Below are 16,907 nucleotides of genomic sequence, written 5' to 3'. Positions count from 1 at the left end.
CTATTTGCACCTCTCTGGCACCGACCGCAGCCACTGCCTATACTCAATCGAGTGACTTCAATATATTAGGGACTCGCTATTCTCACGAACCACGCCAGTTGCGGAGTCGGCGCACTTGTCGATCTCTCGGGGCGTAGTACGCACGCCCTTGTCGCGGACGGCCTTCGGGTGCTCGCGAACCTCGATCACCGTAGTGCCCGTGGTGCGGAGGAAGAGACCGGCGACGGCGCAGGACTCCTGTTACAGACGCCGCATGCGCTGTTCGCCGACGAGGTGGACGGCCTGCCGGCGCGGGGGCAGTATGCGGTCGGCCAGGCGTTCATGCCACGGGATGCGCCGCGCCGCGACCGGCTGCGGGACCTGATTGAATCCATCTGTCGCGCGCATGACTTCGGCTTCATTGGCTGGCGTGAGGTACCTGTCGATCCCCGGGGTCTCGGACGCACCGCCGCCGAGTCTCGACCGGCGGTGTGGCAGTATTTCATCACTCCTCACCAGCAACCTGAGCCGCCGCGGATGGATCTCTCCCTCTATGTGCTGCGGCGTGCGATCGAGCACGCGGCCGCCTTGCAGCACCCGGGTGGCGCCGGCAGTGATCTGTTCTATATCTGTTCGTTGGCCCGCCGTACGATCGTCTACAAGGGGCTGTTGACTTGTGCGCAGCTGCCGCGCTTCTATCCCGATCTGACCGATCCGCGTACCACTTCGGCACTGCTGCTGTTGCACGCCCGCTTCTCCACCAACACGTTGGGTGCATGGGAACTGGCGCACCCGTATCGGCGCCTGGTGCACAACGGCGAGATCAACACCCTGCGCGGCAATCTCAACTGGCTGCGCGCGCACGAGGCCGAGATGAGCTCGGCCCGTTTCGGTGACGGGCTGGCGACGATCCTGCCGGTGGGCGGCGAGGGACTGAGCGACAGCGCACTGTTCGACAACGTGCTCGAATTGCTGGTGCTGGCCGGGCGCAGCCTGCCGCATGCCCTGCGCATGATGATCCCCGAGGCCTGGCATCATGACCGTTTCATGGACCCGGCGCGGCGCGATTTCTACGCCTGGCACGCGTCGCTGATGGAGCCCTGGGACGGGCCGGCGCTGGTGGTGGCGACCGATGGCGGGCGTGTCGCGGCGATCCTCGATCGCAACGGACTGCGTCCCTGCCGTTACTCCGTCACCCGTGCCGGTCGCCTGCTCCTGGCGAGCGAGACCGGCGTGCTCGAGACGCCGGCGCGCGAGATCCGTTTTCAGGGGCGGCTCAAGCCGGGTCAGCTGCTCGTTGCCGACGCCGACGCGGGCTGCATTGTTCCGGAGGAGGAGATCTTCGCCGAGCTGACGCGTCCCGCCTACGGCGCGTGGCTGCAGCGCCACCAGCCGCGTCTGCGCGAACTCGCCCGGGAGCTTGCCGAACGGCCCGGAAAAGCGTCCCCCATCAGTGTCACACGGCTGCAACGCGCCTTCGGTTACAGCGACGAGTTGTTGCGCGTACTGGTGGAGAAGATGGCCGAAGGGGGCAAGGATCCGGTCGGCTCGATGGGCGATGACACGCCGCCGGCGGTGCTCTCGGCCCACGACCGGCCGCTATTCGCCTACTTCAAGCAGCAGTTCGCCCAAGTGTCGAACCCGCCGCTCGATTACCTGCGCGAGGCGCTGGTGACCTCGCTGGCGGCCCCGGTCGGCCGTCACGGTAACCTGCTCGAACCTGCACCGGAGCACTGCCGGCAGCTGCTCCTCGATTCGCCGGTCCTCTCCGACACCGAACTGGCGGCGATTGCCGCCCTCGCCACCCGGCCGCGCAACGGCATCCGCGCGCGCGAAATCGATATCACCTTCGCACCGGGTGGTTCGCTGCGGGAGGCGATCGAGCGCCTGCGTGCCGACTGTGTCGCGGCGATCGGGGCCGGCTACGAGATCCTGCTGCTCAGCGATGCCGCCGTCAACCCATCCCGCGTCCCGATCCCGAGCCTGCTGGCGGTTGCCGCCGTCCACCATCACCTGATCCGCGCGGGCCTGCGGATGCGTGCGGCGCTGATCCTGAGTTCGGGCGAACCGGCCGCGGTGCACCACCTGTGTACCCTGATCGGTTACGGGGCCGACGCGGTGCACCCCTGGCTTGCCTACCGCAGTCTCGACGCGCTCGCTGTGGCGGGCCGCCTGCCGGGCCGCTCCGATCCGCTCGTCGCCTACCGCGCGGCGCTGGAAGGCGGGCTGCTCAAGGTGATGGCAAAGATGGGCATATCGACGCTCGCCAGCTACAAGGGGGCGCAGATCTTCGAGGCGATCGGGCTGGCCCGCGCCTTTGTCGACGAATACTTTACCGGCACCGCCTGCGCGCTGCCCGGTGCCGGCCTCGAACAGTTCGAGCGCGAGACCCGCGCGCGTCACGCGCAGGCCTTCGCCGAACGCCTCCCCGGAAGCGCCGCGCTCGGCTCCGGCGGTGAACTCTACTGGCGCCGCGACGGCGAACGCCATCACTGGAATCCGTACACCATCGGCAAGCTGCAACAGGCCGCGCGTGAGAACGACCGCGCGGCGTACCGCGACTTCGCCGCCGCGGTCAATGGCAATCAGGGTACCTTGCACAACCTGCGCGGGCTGCTCGATTTCGTGGACCGCCGTGAGCTCGCGATCGACCTGGCGAAGGTGGAGCCGGTCGAGGCGATCGTCGCACGCTTCGCTACCGGCTCCATGTCCTTCGGCTCACTGAGCCGCGAGGCGCATGAGGCGCTCGCGGTCGCCATGAACCGGCTTGGCGGTATCTCCGGTAGCGGCGAGGGCGGCGAGCAGGTCGAGCGCTTCGGCACCGAGCGTGCCTGCAGCATGAAGCAGGTGGCGAGCGGACGCTTCGGCGTAACCGCGCACTATCTCGCCACGGCGCGCCAGATAGAGATCAAGATGGCGCAGGGCGCCAAGCCCGGCGAAGGCGGCGAACTGCCGGGCAGCAAGGTAGACGCGGGTATCGCCGAGGTGCGTTTCACAGTCCCCGGCATCGGCCTGATTTCGCCACCGCCGCACCACGATATCTACTCGATCGAGGATCTCGCCCAGCTCATCCACGACCTCAAGTGCGCCAATCCGACCGCCGAGATCCATGTCAAGCTGGTGGCCAAGGCCGGCGTGGGCACCATCGCCGCCGGGGTGGCCAAGGCGCGTGCCGACGCGGTGCTGATCTCCGGTGACGCGGGCGGCACCGGCGCCTCGGTGAAGACGTCGATCAAGGGGGCCGGCGCGGGCTGGGAGCTGGGGCTGGCGGAGTCCCATCGGGTGCTGATGGAAAACCGGCTGCGCTCGCGCATCCGGGTGCGTACCGACGGCGGCCTGTTGACCGGCCGCGACGTGGTGATCGCGGCGCTGCTGGGGGCCGAGGAGTACGGATTCGGCACCGCGCCGCTGGTGGCACTGGGCTGCATCATGTTGCGCAAGTGCCACTGCAATACCTGTTCGGTCGGTATCGCGACCCAGGATCCGGCGTTGCGCCGGCGTTTCGCCGGTGCACCCGAGCACGTCATCCATTACCTGCGCTTCATCGCCGAGGAGGTGCGCGAGCTGATGGCGCGACTGGGTTTTCAGCGCATGGACGAGATGATCGGGCGGGTCGACCGGCTCAGGCCGCGCGACCTGAGCCACCCGCGGGGGATCGCCGTCGATGTCACCGAACTGCTGAAGCCGGCACAGGGTGACGACACGCCGCGCCGGATCCGCGCTCAGGACCACAAGCTCACCGACAAGCTTGACCATGCGCTGATCGCCCAGGCGCAGGTGGCGATCGAGCACGCAGAGCCGGTCACGGCGGCGCTGGCGATCCGCAATAGCGACCGCACCTTCGGGACGCTGCTGAGTTATGCGGTCACCCGGCGCCATGGCGCCGGTGGCCTGCCGGCCGATACGATCCGCCTGCACTGCAGCGGCAGCGCGGGGCAAAGCTTCGGCGCCTTCCTCTGCCCGGGCATCAGCCTGCATCTGGTCGGTGACGCCAACGACTACGTCGGCAAGGGGCTGTCCGGCGGGCGCCTGAGCATCGCCACACCGCCCGATGCGGGCTTTGTTGCCGCCGACAACATCCTGATCGGCAATGTGGCGCTGTACGGCGCGACCGCGGGCGAGGCCTATTTCAACGGCCAGGCCGGCGAACGCTTCGCCGTGCGCAACTCCGGGGCGCTGGCGGTGGTCGAGGGCGTGGGCGAGCACGCCTGCGAATACATGACCGGCGGCGTGGTGCTGATCCTGGGTCCGGTGGGACGCAACTTCGGTGCCGGCATGAGCGGCGGCGAGGCGTACATCCACGATCCGGGCGGGCGTCTGGGTGAACGGCTGGCCGACGAGCCGCTGCGCGTCGGGCCACTCGATGCGCCACGCGATGTGGAGCGGGTGCGCCGTCTGCTGGCGAACCACGTGGCACTCACCGGCAGTGCGGCCGCGCGCATCCTGCTCGATGACTGGGCGGCGACGCGCACCGGTTTCGTCAAGGTGATACCGGAGGCCTATGCCGAACACCTGGAGCGCCAACACCAGGAAGGCGTCGATCTGCCCGCGGCACCGCCGCTGCCGACCGCCGAGAACCACCCGGGCGGCTACCGGCGCCATGCGCGTGACCCTATCGGCTATCGTGCTCCGGCCGAGCGGCGACGCGATCATCAGGAGATCTACCTGCCGCGCTGGGACGCCGCGCAGCTGCGCGCGCAGGGCGAACGCTGCATGGACTGCGGTGTGCCCACCTGCATGGCCGGTTGCCCGATCGGCAACCTGATCCCGGAATGGAACGATCTGGTCTCGCGTGACGCCTGGCGCGACGCGCTGGCGCGGCTGCATGCGACCAATAACTTTCCCGAGTTCACCGGCTACACCTGTCCCGCCCCCTGCGAGCCGGCCTGCACCCTGGCGATCACCCGCGAGGCGGTGACCATCAAAAGCATCGAACGCGCCATCGTCGATCGCGGCTGGGAGGAGGGCTGGATCGTCGCCGAACCGCCGGTGCGGCGCAGCGGCCGCCGCGTCGCGGTAGTCGGCTCGGGTCCGGCAGGACTGGCCGCGGCGCAGCAGCTCAACCGCGCCGGCCACGCGGTGACGGTGTTCGAGCGCGACGACACCCCCGGCGGCCTGCTGGTCTACGGCATTCCCGATTTCAAGCTGGCCAAGCATCGGGTGGCGCGCCGGATCGCGCAACTCACCACCGAAGGGGTGCGCTTCCGCACCGGGATCAGCGTCGGCGACGACCTGCCGCTGGAGCGGCTGCGCCGCGACTTCGACGCGGTCTGCCTCAGCTGCGGCGCCCTCGCACCGCGCGAGGTTGCCATCCCCGGCCGGGAGCTACTCGGCATCCACTTCGGCATGGCGTTTCTGGTCGCCGAGAATCGGCGCCAGGCGGGGCGCGCAGTGGAGCGTCCAATCGACGCGGCGGGGCGGCGTGTGGTCGTGCTCGGCGGCGGCGACACCGGCGCCGACTGCGTCGCCACCGCGCACCGGCAGGGCGCGGCAGGCGTGGTGCAGGTGAGCATACGTGCGCGTCCACCCGACTTGCGCCCGACCGGCAATCCCTGGCCGGCCCATCCGCAAACCTACGAGATGACCTATGCCATCGCCGAGGGCGGTGATGAAGCCTTCGATCTCAACTCGGCCCGTTTCGTCGACACGGATGGCGACGGCCGCGTCAACGCCATCGAGTTTGAACGGGTGCTTTGGCGTTTCGATGAGTACGGTAGAAGGAGCGACAAGGAAGTGCTGGAATCGGGCATACGGGTCGAGGCCGATCTGGTGTTGATCGCCGCCGGTTTCAGCGGTCCCGAGATGGCGCCCTTCGCCGGTGCCGGGCTCGCCACCACGCCGGTCGGCACGATCGCCAGCGATGAATCGATGATGACCGCGCTGCCCGGCGTGTTTGTCGCCGGTGACGCCCGCATGGGCGCCTCCCTGGTGGTGTGGGCGATCGGCGAGGGACGCGACGTGGCCCGCGCCATCGATCGTTATCTGATGGGCGTGACCCGGCTGCCAGTCAGCCTGGCCACGCACAATGCGCCGCTGCGGCCACGTGGGTTGTAACTCAAGTTTCGGAGTTCAGCTCCAGACGCCGGGCGGGCTACCCCCTTGCCGGGACACGCTGTGAATACGTCCCTATACGCTCGGCGTCGGCATCCATGCCTCCGACGGTCCCGGAAAGGGGGTGGACCGCCCTGAACGATGCCATTTGAACTCCGAGACTTGAGTTGATTTCTACGGTTTTTCTGCAAAAAACAGGGGCTAACATCTTCTTCAGTGTAAACCATTGAATTCACCACCCGGATAGAGGAGAACTGAGATGAAAATTGTTGTTATCGGCGCGAACGGTACGATCGGCTCGGCCGTGGTTCAGGCCTTGGGACAGGATCACGAAGTGGTCAAGGTAGGCAAAACCCACGGGGACGTGCAACTGGATATCGCTGATCCGGACTCGATCCATACCGCTTTCGGCCAGATCGGCCCGTTCGATGCGTTGGTGGTGACCGCCGGCGAAGTGGCTTTCAAGCCTTTCAGTGATCTGGATGCCGAGGCGTGGTCCGTCGGGTTGAACAGCAAACTGATGGGACAGATCAATGCCGCGCGGGCGGCCGTCGATTATCTGAATCCCAACGGCTCCATTACCCTCACCAGCGGCATCCTGAGTGAGGAGTTTATCGCCTGGGGAACCAGTGCCAGCACCGTCAACGGTGCCATCGAGCACTTTGTACGGGCGGTGGCGACCGAATTGCCCAAGGGGATCCGTATCAATGTCGTCAGTCCCGCGCTGCTGGAGGAGAGCGTGAACGTGTTCGGTGGCTTTTTCCCGGGTTTCGAGCCGGTGGCCGGCACGCGTGTCGCCCAGGCCTATGTGAAGTCCATTGCCGGGGTGATGAGCGGCCGGGTGTTCAAGGTGACTTGAAGCGGAGCGGCGGCCGCGTCGGGCCGTTGCCTGAGAGGCTGTTTCCCGCCAGCTGTACCGAGCAGTTCTAGCCCGCATTTCTCACCACCGTCCTACTGCGGCTCGATACTCTCGTGACGAACAGTGGTGAGAAAACCGCGCCAGCCGGGAAAGGCGGGGATTCGTGGGGCCGTGATGGCCCGTGCGGGCTACCGGCAGGTCTCTGTTTCCCGGGGGGCGTGGCGCGCTTCGAGTAGCGCGCCGGCCGCTTCCGGCGGCACCGGTTTGCTGAACAGGTAGCCCTGCAGATAGTCACAGCGGTGTTCGGCCAGGAAGTCTCGCTGGGCGGTGGTCTCCACCCCCTCGGCGACCACTTTCAGGCCGAGGTTGTGGGCGAGGGCGATGGTGGCCATGCAGATCTCGGCGTCGTTGCGGTCGTTCTCAATGTCGCCGACGAAGGCTCTATCGAGCTTGAGAGTGTTGATCGGCAGCTTTTTCAGGTAGGCGAGGGAGGAGTAGCCGGTACCAAAGTCATCAATCGCCAAGCTCACCCCCAGCTGATTCAATCTGTTGAGCTGGCGTACCGCCAGTTCGGGATCGGACATCGTGGCAGTCTCGGTGATCTCCAGCTCCAGTTCCCCCTCCCGGATTCGGTGCTGCTCCATGACCTCGCGCACGGTCTCGATCAGCGTATCCGAGTGCAGCTGCTTGGCCGAGAGATTGACGGAGATCTGCAGGGGGTTGGTGGTGGTCTGCTTCCAGATCGCCAGTTGCCGGCAGGCCTCGTCGATAACCCAGGCCCCCAGTTGCTGGATTACGTCGATCTCCTCGGCGATCGGAATAAACCGGTCGGGACCGATGAAGCCACGTACCGGGTGATTCCAGCGGATAAGCGCCTCCATGCCGTAGATGTGGTTGCCTTGAGTGTGGACCTGTGCCTGATAGTAGAGTTCGAACTGGTCGAGTTCGAGGGCGCTACGCAGTTGGTGTTCGAAATCAAGCCGCTCCTCGGAGGCCACCAGCAGATGCTCGGTGAAAAACTGAAAGTTCCTTCTGCCCTGATTCTTGGCGTGATACATGGCGATGTCGCTGTTCTTCAACAGCTCATCGATGTTGTCGCCATCGTCGGGATAGATGCTGATACCGATACTCGGGCTGCTGTCGAATACGTTGTCATTGACGGTATAGGGTTGCGAAATACGATCGATGATATTCCCGGCCAGGGTGGGTACCCGGTTGGTATCCTTCAGCCCGGTGAGCACGAGGACAAACTCATCACCACCGATCCGGGCAACAATATCACTCTCCCTGACGCACTCCTTCAACCGGCTGGCCACCTCGATCAGCAGCTGGTCACCCACCTGGTGTCCCATCGAGTCGTTGATATATTTGAAGCGATCGAGATCGACAAACAGCACGGCCAGTTGCTGATTATCCCTTTTTGCCGCCAGTATGGCCTGTTCCATGCGGCTCTCCAGGCTGAAGCGATTGAGCAGTCCGGTGAGCATGTCATAGTGGGCCAGATGTTCGATTCTGGCTTCGGCCGCCTTGCGATCGCTGATATCGGTGAAGCTGGCGATATGGAACAGGACCTCGCCGTGCGGATCGCGGATGACGGAAATTGCCGCCCATTTGGGATAGAGTTCGCCGGACTTCTTTTTGTCCCACAGCTCGCCTTGCCAGAAGCTGTTTTTCTCCAGGGCCTGCCACATCTCGCGGTAGGTGCCGGTGGTGGTGTTGCCGCCCGAAAGTATTCGCGGATTCCTGCCGGCAATTTCCGCCAGCTCGTAGCCGGTCTGCCGGGTAAACGCGGTGTTGACGTTGATAATGTGATTATTCCGGTCCGTGATGAGAATCGCCTCGCCGCTGTTCTCAAAGGCGTTGGCATAGATCTGCAGGGCTTCGGCAATCGATTCCGCGTTTTTTTTCGCCGTCTCCAGCTTGCCATGTGCGTCGGAGACGCTGTCCGCCATCTCCATCATCGCCTGGGTCAGTTGTCCTACCTCATCGCTGGAATCCTGGGTGAGGGGGACGGAATAATTTCCCTCCGATATCGCCTGGGACCAGGTGAGCAGTCGCGACAACCGTCGGGTAACGCCGCGGATCACGGCAAAGGCGATCAACAGCAGCAGGCCTCCGCCACTGATGCCGATGGCGATAGTGATATAAAGATTTTGCGTGGCGACCGACATGAGCACTTGGCGCGAAACGGCAATGTCTTCGAACTCATGACGGATCAGTTGCGATGTGATCTCCATGATGCGGGGTACGTATTTCGATTCGACGCGGCTGAGCAGGATAAACGCGGCCTCTTTTTCAAACTCGGCACTCAGTTTGATCGCAACGCCGGTCTCACCAAAATAGCTTCGCAGGGCAGCGGCGAGGTCGTGAGTGTATTCGTCGCTTTCCGGCAACGGTTGTTCTGTTACCGCAGGGGCGGTGCGGGCACCCGGCAGGGCGTCCAGGATCTTCCGACGGGTCTGCTGCAGTTGCTGATTGATCTCCTCCATGCTGCTGAAACTTTCCGTCGTCAGGTGCCGAAGGCTCAGTGCCCGGTAAAAGGTGACCTGTTTCTCTATCTGTTCGAGGTTGTGCAGCCTGATGTCGCCGTCAACATAGACCGTGTCCAGCGCGGCCACCGACTCCTTGAGAATATTGGAGAAGTAGACGGTACCGAGCAGGGAGAACAGCCCGATACCGAACATGGGGATGATCAGTTGCCGATAAAGCGAGCAGTTTCTCAGCCTTTGGAGCATCCGGGGCTATCCGCTCACATCGAAGCCGGCGGATTGGAACGCCTCTCGCCCGGGATCACCGTTGATGAACTCGAAGAACCGGCTTGCCTCGGTCCCGGCTTCGGGGGCACCAAGCGGTGCCATGTAGTAGCGGATCTCCGGGTGCCAGGTCGGGTCGACGGGGTAGATCGAACGTAACCGGTCCGAGAGATTGGTTGAAAACAGGATGCCGACGGTCCGGTTGTCCGATTGCGCGAGTCGATCCGCCAGCAGGGTGATATGTCTTGTCGTGGTGATCTTCTGTTTTATTTGCTCCCAGATACCGGTCCGCTGCAGGGCCTGCTTTGCATAGCGGCCAAAGGGCGCCGTGCCGGGATCGCCTATGAGAATGGTTTTTACCTTGTCCGTTGTCAAATCATTCCACGCCTCAAGTTTCAGGGGACTGCCTGCAGGCGCACCGACCACCAGGCGATTGCCCCAGGGACTGACGACCTTATCGGCCGCTACCAGACCGCCTTTAACCATGTACTCCATCCAGCGCTGGCTGGCGGAGATGTAGATATCCGCCTGGATGGCCCCGCCGCGAATACCCTTGGCCAGCAGGCCTGAGGATTTGCAGAGATAGTTGATCTTGATGTCATGGGTTTCAACATACCGCGCCCCCACCGCCTGGACGGTGCCGCAGGTGGAATTGGCTACCGCGAGGGTGATTTCAGCGGCATTGCCGGGGTAGGTGGATGCCAATGTAACGAGTGCCAAAACCGGCAAGCAGACCTGGCTCACTAAACTGCGCATAAGCGATAACCTGTCAATTGGTCTTATAGAAGTACGACAAGCAATGCGCCGAGTCTACACGAAGAGTAGGGTTAATATCATCAAACTGGTGGATGTAGCGATTAACTTTTGATTATCGCGCGCCCTTTATTTAGTAGTGAAATGGTCCTGACAATCCAAGAAAATAATATGCCTATCAGAGTATTTAATTCGATGGATCGGTCATGCATTACTCCCGCTGACCCGACGCGCGGCGCGGTATCCTTACCTGTTCTCCCTGCGGACTGTGCCATTACTGTCGATTCCGGGTACGCAGACCGACTCGGCACTCAGCAGGATCACTTCGATCTCTTCAATAATCTCTTCCTGGCGGAGTATATTGCGGCGCTTGGCCAGTTCGTCCATCCGGCCTTCCAGATAATGGCTCGCCTGATCGAGATGCTGCATGCGGCGTTGGTTTTCCACCATCAGTGCGGCGAAGAACCAGGCGTTGGCAAGGGCGAAAAGGTACTGTTCCAGCAGCTCGCCGAGCAGTTGCCGGGGCGGCAGGTTGAGCAGCGGCGGCACACCCCGGTCAGCGCGTTCGGCCAATGACGGCAGGGCCGGTTCACAGAGAGGTGCCTGGCTGTCGGGGGTGAAATGGATCACCTCCAGGCGTAGCGGGCCCAGTTGCCGGCGCAGCCGGTTCAGGGTATCGATAATGTCCGCCAGCACTGCCGCCGCCTCGCCGGCCACCACGGCGCCTGTCAGGCAGACGGCATGGGGATACTTCTGCCGTATCAACCCGTTGAGGCGTGATCCGATGCTGATCAGCGGTGCGCGCAGATGATCGGGCTGCTGTTCCAGCCGGCTCAGCAACTGCTCGTTGTAGGCACCGCAGAAGCCGCGTTCCGAACCGAACAGCAGGTAGACCGGCGGCGCATCCGGCAACCCCGTATCGGGTGCGTTGAAGCGCCACACGTCATTGAGTGCATCGCGGATGGAGCTGACCACGCGCTGTTGGGTCTGGTGATAACGGGCCAGTTTACGGGTCTCCATCATGGCCAGGTTTTTCATGCTCTCCATGATGCCGCGGATCTCCTTGAACGCCTCGATACGCTCCTCTATATCATGCCGTCTGCTCATGGTCCGCTCCGCTTTCCGACCACCAATGACGAATCCATTTTTGCCAATCCTCGATCGGGGTATCGAGTGACAGTTCACTCTGCCGGATACCCTGATCCAGCCGTTCCAGGTGATCGCGCGCCCGTTCCGGCTCCGTAGCGTCCAGCAGGCCGTCATTGTAGGCGATCAGCCAGACCAGCAGTTCGGTTTCGCTGACCGGTTTGAGCCGGTCCTGTTTTAACAATTCGCGCAGTATACGGCCGCGTTGCAGGCGTTCCTGCATCTGCGGTTCGAGTCGGGCGCCAAAACGGGTAAAAGACTCCAGCTCCTGAAACTGCAGGTAGTCGAGCTTGATCCGTGCCGCCTGTTGCTTGATCAGCGGGTGCTGGGCCTTGCCGCCGATCCGCGAGACCGACTTGCCCACATCGATGGCCGGACGCACACCGGCGGCAAACAGTTTCTGCTCCAGGTAGATCTGACCGTCGGTGATGGAGATCAGATTGGTGGGGATGTAGGAGGCGATCTCGCCCTGCTGGGTCTCGACAATGGGCAGCGCGGTGAGGCTGCCGCCGCCCTGTGCGGGCGCCAGGCAGGTGGCCCGCTCCAACAGGCGCGCATGCAGATAGAAGATGTCACCGGGATAGGCCTCGCGTCCGGGGGGACGGCGCAGCAGCAACGAGAGTTCACGGTAGGCGCGGGCGTGGTGGGTGAGGTCGTCATAGATCACCAGGCAGTCATGGCCCTGACGCATCCACGCCTCGCCGATGGCGCAGCCGGCATAGGGGGCAAGGTATTTCAGCCCGGGGAGGGTGCTGGCCTCGCCAACCACCACCGTGGTGTATTCCAGTGCGCTGTATTCGCGCAGCCGGTCGATGATGTTGATCACCTCGGAGCGTTTCTGTCCGACCACCACATAGACACAGCGTGTTCCCCTCCCGCTCTGGTTGATGACGGTATCCAGGGCGATACTGGTGCGCCCCAGCCCTTCGTCACCGATGATCAGCTGGCGTTGGCCCTTACCGATCGGCAGCAGGCTGTCGATCAGGCGGATGCCGGTGTACAGCGGTCGCTGCACGAAGTCACGTTCGATCATCTGCGGTGACGGTCCCTCCAGATTGCGCCGCACCTGGCCGGGGGGCATCGGTTGGCCGTCCAGCGGTAGACCCAGCGGGTCGATCACCCGTCCCAGTAGTGCCTCATCCACCGGTACGCTGACCCGCCGCCCGCCGAGCCGGACCGTGGTGCCGGCGGTCAACTTTTCCGTCTCCCGCAGCAGCACGGCAGCAAGCAGCCGTTCTCCAAGATGCAGGACCTGGCCCAGACTGCCATCGGCAAAGTTGAGCAGCTCATCCAGTGCCGCGGACGGCAGTCCCTCGATCCAGGCGATACCATCACCGATCGAGACCAGGGTGCCGCGTTCGGCCAGCCGCAGCCCGGGCTGGTAGTTGTCCAGCCAGCGGCGCTGGCGCCGCAGCGCGGGGAACGGGTCATTCGGCATGGGCGGCCTCGCTGAAGAAGCGCAGTTCATCCTGAAGGTTGGCATGCAACAGCCAGCCACCGATTGAAATGCGCAGGCCGGCGATCAGCTGTGCATCCTGGCGAAACTGCCATTGACCCTGGCTTGGACCGATCCGTTGCTCCAGGGCCTGGCGGATCGCCTGCTGTTGCGATTCATCCAGCGGTAGGGCGCTGACCACCTCGATCCTTTGGGCTTCATCGAGTCGGCCCTGATGCAGTTGCTTGAGTGCGCTTTCCGGCAGCGTCGTCAGTTGATCGATAAAGAGCTGTCGCAGGCGCCGGTCCAGCTCGGGGCCGGCGAGGGTGCTGAGCAGGCGGCCGGCAAAGGCCGCCCCCAGCTGCAGCGCTTCGGTCTCGGCCTGCCGGCGCCACTGCGTCTGTTGTTGCAGATCGCGGGCCGCATGCTTGAGCCGCTGCCGGTCGAGCTCGTCGTCGAGCTGCCGTAGCCGCTTGCCGCGCTCCTGGACCAGTTCCTGCTCCAGGGCCGCCCGTGCCGCCTGTCTCTCCGTTTCCCAGTCGCTCAGGCGGGCCTCATACCGGCTCTTCAGCTGATCAGCCTCCGCCTGCTCCCGGGATGCCTGGCTCAGCTCCTCCCGGATCTGTCCCCGACGCTGCTCTATCACATTCAGTACCGGCTGGTAAAAGAAGCGTTTCAGCAGCCATATCAGGATCAGGAAATTGACCACCTCCAGGGCAAAGGTCGACCAGTCGAGTTCCACGATGCACGCTCCTTATTGCAGCAGGTATTCCAGCAGTGGGTTGCGGAACAGCACAATCAGTACGATCACCAGCACATAAATGGCCAGCGACTCGATCATGGCCAAGCCGATAAACAGGGTGCGGGTGATGGACTTCTCCGCTTCCGGCTGGCGGGCCAGCGCGTCCAGGGCGCGGCTGATGGCCCAGCCCATGGCGATGGCCGGTCCGAACACGCCGATACCGATGGCGACCAGCGCCCACATCGTGGAGTCGGTGACAAAGCTGCTCAGTTCACTCATGGCGCTTCCTTCTGTTGTCGTAGTTGTTGTGATTGCAGGCCGCCCGCGATATAGATCAGCGCCAGCATGCCGAAGATGTAGGCCTGTACCAGGGCCTCCACGATGTGCAGCATCAGGATCGGCACCGGGGCCAGCAGACCCGCCACCCAGAGAATCAGCAGCGCGGCCATCTCCAGGCTCATGATGTTGCCGAACAGGCGTACCGCCAGCGCCACGGTGCGGGTGATCTCGCTGATCAGGTGAAACGGCAGCAGCAGCGGGGTGGGGGTGAGATAGTGGCGCAGATAGGCGCGCAGGCCGTTGGCGCGGATGCCGAACCAGTGTACCGAGAGGAACACCAGCAGCGCCAGGGCGCTGGTAGCCGACAGGTCAGCGGTGGGGGAGTGGAGGCCGGGGATCAGACCGACCAGATTGGCCAGTACCAGGTATATCCAGAGCGTGGCCACAAAGGGCAAAACCTGGCGGGCCTGCTGTGGCGTCAGCAGCTCGCCGATGACGGCCGAAATCGTCTCGATGATTCCTTCGGCGGCGGTCTGCCAGGGGCCCGGCTGAAGGTGTAGCCCGCGCATTACCAGCCGGCTCGCCAGCCACAATATCAGCATCACACCCCAGGTGGTGAGCACGGTGGAGGTGAGGGCCAACGGACCCAAGTGAAACAGTATCGCCGTGCCGAGCGGGTTGGACTCATTCATGGCTCTTGATCATCCAGTAGACATTGAACGCCCCGACCAGCAGACCGAGAAACAGCAGGCTCAGGGTCCAGCGCATGGAGTAACCGGCCAGCCGGCCATCCAGCCAGTGGCCCAGATAGACGCCGCCAACCACCGGCAGGATAAACATCAGGCCCAGGCTGCCGAGATAGACGGTCTGGGCCAGCAGGGTCGGACGCTCGCGCTCGGCCCGTTGCATGCGTTTCGCCTGCTGTTCGACCCGCCTGGCCAGGCGGTCGTTGCCCGGTTTCATCCGCCGCGCCCCTCACCACGGCCGATGCGCCACAGGCGCAGCATCATGGTCTGCTCCAACTGCCCGATGCTGCGTCTGAACCCGGTTAGGATCACCTCCTCCTGCAGCAGCTCTTGCCGCAGCGCCTGGCTGATCCGGCTGAAGTCGCCGCTACGCAGATAGCGGCGGGTACTGATGGTCAGCTGATCGTTGTCGAAACTGGCCACCGCTTCGGGCAGTGCCAGATACTCCCGGCGTCCATCGTCGAAGCGCAGCCGTGCGAGACCGAACACCAGGGTCGTAACGAAGCGGGCATGACCGCGCATCAGACCGAAGCTGCCGCTGGCATCCTCGCCGACAAAGGAGACCATCCGGTCGAGCCGTTCGGACTGGGTGGCACTCTGCAACTGGATGCTGAAGCCGCTCATTGGGTTGGACGCTCCATGCTGCCGCGCATATAACACTGGGCTTCCGGTATCCCGTCATAGTGTCCGCGCAGAAACGCCTCGCAGTCGGTCAGGGTGTCGGCCAGCGTTACCGTAATGCCGGCGATGCCGGTGTGGGCCGCGGTGAGATGGAACGGCTGGCTCAGATAGCGCTGCAGTTTGCGTGCACGCTGCACAATGGCGCGGTCCTTCTGTGACAGCTCCTCGATGCCGAGCATGGTGATGATATCCTCCAACTCGCGGTAGCGTGCCAGATGTTCGCGCACCCCTTCGGCGATAGCGTAATGGTGATCACCCACCACATGCCGGTCCAGCAGCCGGCTGCCGGAGTGCAGCGGGTCCACCGCCGGATAGATGCCGCGGGCGGCCTGGCTGCGGGAGAGGATCACCTTGGTATCAAGATGACCGAGGATGGTGGTGACCGCCGGATCGGTCATGTCATCAGCCGGTACATAAACCGCCTGCACCGAGGTGATTGCCCCCTGGTCGGTGGAGTTGATACGGTCCTCCAGTTCCGCCACCTCGGTGCCCAGGGTCGGTTGATAGCCGACGGTGGCCGGCATGCGTCCCAGCAGGCTGGATATCTCGCTGCCGGCCTGGACGAAGCGGAACACGTTGTCCATCAGCAGCAGCACCTCGTGCTGCAGGCTGTCACGCAGATACTCGGCATAGGTCAGGGCGGAGTGGGCGATGCGGAAGCGCACCCCGGGCGACTCGTCCATCTCGCCGAACACCAGCAGTGCCTTGTCCATCACCTCCGCCTCGCGCAGTTCGTGCCACAGCTCATGCCCCTCGCGGATGCGCTCGCCGACACCGGCAAATACCGCGCTTCCTTGGTGGAGGGTGGAGACGGCGTGGATGAACTCCATGATCAACACCGTCTTGCCGACTCCGGCGCCACCGAACAGGCCGGTCTTGCCGCCGCGCACGAAGGGGCAGAGCAGGTCGATCACCTTGATGCCGACCGGCAGGATCTCACTCGCCCCGCGCACCTGGTGAAGCGGCCGCGTCACGCCGTGAATATTGTTCATCGTAACCGGGACAAAAGCGGGTTGACCGTCCAGCGGCCGGCCGAACATATTCAGCACCCGCCCCAGACAATCGGGGGCCACCGGCACGTGCAGGGGTGTCCCGGTATCGATGACCGGGATGCCGCGACTCAGGCCGGCGGTACTGTGCAGGGCAATGGCGCGGACGTGGTGTTCATCCAGATGCTGGTGCACCTCGAACAGCAGTTCCTCGCCATCCACCCTGGCAGAGAGGGCCTGGCGGAGGGGGGGGAGCCGCTCACAGCGGATCACCACCACGGGGCCCTGGACTTCGTGAATAAACCCGATTACCTCACTTGGGACAGGCGCGGGCAACGGGCTTGTGTCTGGTTTTGGCATGATTCGATTGAATAGCAGTGGGGAGGGTCATCCGGCCCTGTCTCTAATCAGTTATTCCCTATACAAATAGTAGACAACCCCGCTCGGCGGCGTGAGAAAAAAGCATAACGATCTAATGGTATTTTTACCATCGA

At 63.8% G+C, this 16,907-nt stretch carries 12 protein-coding genes; 2 read left to right on the top strand and 10 right to left on the bottom strand.

Annotated elements, in window-relative coordinates; translation table 11 throughout:
- Nucleotides 1-78: 78 nt before the first annotated feature.
- Together gltB and O9K64_RS16270 are read left to right on the top strand one after the other, a co-directional pair.
- A complete protein-coding gene (gltB, locus tag O9K64_RS16275; RefSeq protein ID WP_275099163.1) occupies nucleotides 79-6,033 on the top strand; it encodes a glutamate synthase large subunit in 5,955 nt (1,984 codons plus the stop codon).
- Between the two features lie 256 nt (nucleotides 6,034-6,289).
- Nucleotides 6,290-6,889: a short chain dehydrogenase gene (locus tag O9K64_RS16270; RefSeq protein ID WP_275099151.1), complete on the top strand. Its 600-nt coding sequence runs from the start codon at nucleotides 6,290-6,292 to the stop codon at nucleotides 6,887-6,889.
- A gap of 188 nt (nucleotides 6,890-7,077) precedes the next feature.
- Here O9K64_RS16270 and O9K64_RS16265 read toward each other — a convergent pair whose 3' ends face one another.
- The 10 genes from O9K64_RS16265 to atpD form a co-directional block, all read right to left on the bottom strand.
- The gene (locus O9K64_RS16265) at nucleotides 7,078-9,624 is read right to left on the bottom strand and encodes an EAL domain-containing protein (RefSeq protein ID WP_275099150.1); all 2,547 of its coding nucleotides are present in this window, start codon (nucleotides 9,622-9,624) and stop codon (nucleotides 7,078-7,080) included.
- Between the two features lie 6 nt (nucleotides 9,625-9,630).
- Nucleotides 9,631-10,398, bottom strand: a complete 768-nt coding sequence (gene modA / locus O9K64_RS16260) for a molybdate ABC transporter substrate-binding protein (protein ID WP_275099149.1) — start codon at nucleotides 10,396-10,398, stop codon at nucleotides 9,631-9,633.
- Between the two features lie 243 nt (nucleotides 10,399-10,641).
- Nucleotides 10,642-11,502 (bottom strand): F0F1 ATP synthase subunit gamma, encoded by an 861-nt coding sequence (locus O9K64_RS16255; protein ID WP_275099148.1) that lies wholly within the window; start codon nucleotides 11,500-11,502, stop codon nucleotides 10,642-10,644.
- Complete coding sequence (locus O9K64_RS16250) at nucleotides 11,486-12,979, bottom strand: F0F1 ATP synthase subunit alpha (RefSeq protein ID WP_275099147.1); 1,494 nt, start codon at nucleotides 12,977-12,979, stop codon at nucleotides 11,486-11,488. The genes O9K64_RS16255 and O9K64_RS16250 overlap by 17 nt, the downstream gene beginning before the upstream one ends.
- Nucleotides 12,969-13,718, bottom strand: a complete 750-nt coding sequence (locus tag O9K64_RS16245; RefSeq protein ID WP_275099146.1) for a F0F1 ATP synthase subunit delta — start codon at nucleotides 13,716-13,718, stop codon at nucleotides 12,969-12,971. Before O9K64_RS16245 ends, O9K64_RS16250 begins: the two co-directional genes overlap by 11 nt.
- Before the next feature lie 12 nt (nucleotides 13,719-13,730).
- Complete coding sequence (gene atpE / locus O9K64_RS16240; RefSeq protein WP_275099145.1) at nucleotides 13,731-13,997, bottom strand: ATP synthase F0 subunit C; 267 nt, start codon at nucleotides 13,995-13,997, stop codon at nucleotides 13,731-13,733.
- On the bottom strand, nucleotides 13,994-14,689 hold the full coding sequence (locus tag O9K64_RS16235) for a F0F1 ATP synthase subunit A (protein ID WP_275099144.1): 696 nt from the start codon (nucleotides 14,687-14,689) through the stop codon (nucleotides 13,994-13,996). Before O9K64_RS16235 ends, atpE begins: the two co-directional genes overlap by 4 nt.
- Nucleotides 14,682-14,960 (bottom strand): AtpZ/AtpI family protein, encoded by a 279-nt coding sequence (locus O9K64_RS16230; protein ID WP_275099143.1) that lies wholly within the window; start codon nucleotides 14,958-14,960, stop codon nucleotides 14,682-14,684. The genes O9K64_RS16235 and O9K64_RS16230 overlap by 8 nt, the downstream gene beginning before the upstream one ends.
- Nucleotides 14,957-15,367: a F0F1 ATP synthase subunit epsilon gene (locus O9K64_RS16225; RefSeq protein WP_275099142.1), complete on the bottom strand. Its 411-nt coding sequence runs from the start codon at nucleotides 15,365-15,367 to the stop codon at nucleotides 14,957-14,959. Before O9K64_RS16225 ends, O9K64_RS16230 begins: the two co-directional genes overlap by 4 nt.
- Complete coding sequence (gene atpD / locus O9K64_RS16220; RefSeq protein WP_275099141.1) at nucleotides 15,364-16,773, bottom strand: F0F1 ATP synthase subunit beta; 1,410 nt, start codon at nucleotides 16,771-16,773, stop codon at nucleotides 15,364-15,366. The genes O9K64_RS16225 and atpD overlap by 4 nt, the downstream gene beginning before the upstream one ends.
- Between the last annotated feature and the right edge of the window lie 134 nt (nucleotides 16,774-16,907).

Source organism: Sedimenticola hydrogenitrophicus (assembly GCF_029017505.1).
In the GTDB taxonomy this organism is placed as follows: Bacteria; Pseudomonadota; Gammaproteobacteria; order Chromatiales; family Chromatiaceae; genus Sedimenticola; species Sedimenticola hydrogenitrophicus_A.
The sequence above is the reverse complement of the archived record's forward strand: the minus strand, read 5'-3'. Positions and strand labels throughout refer to the sequence as shown.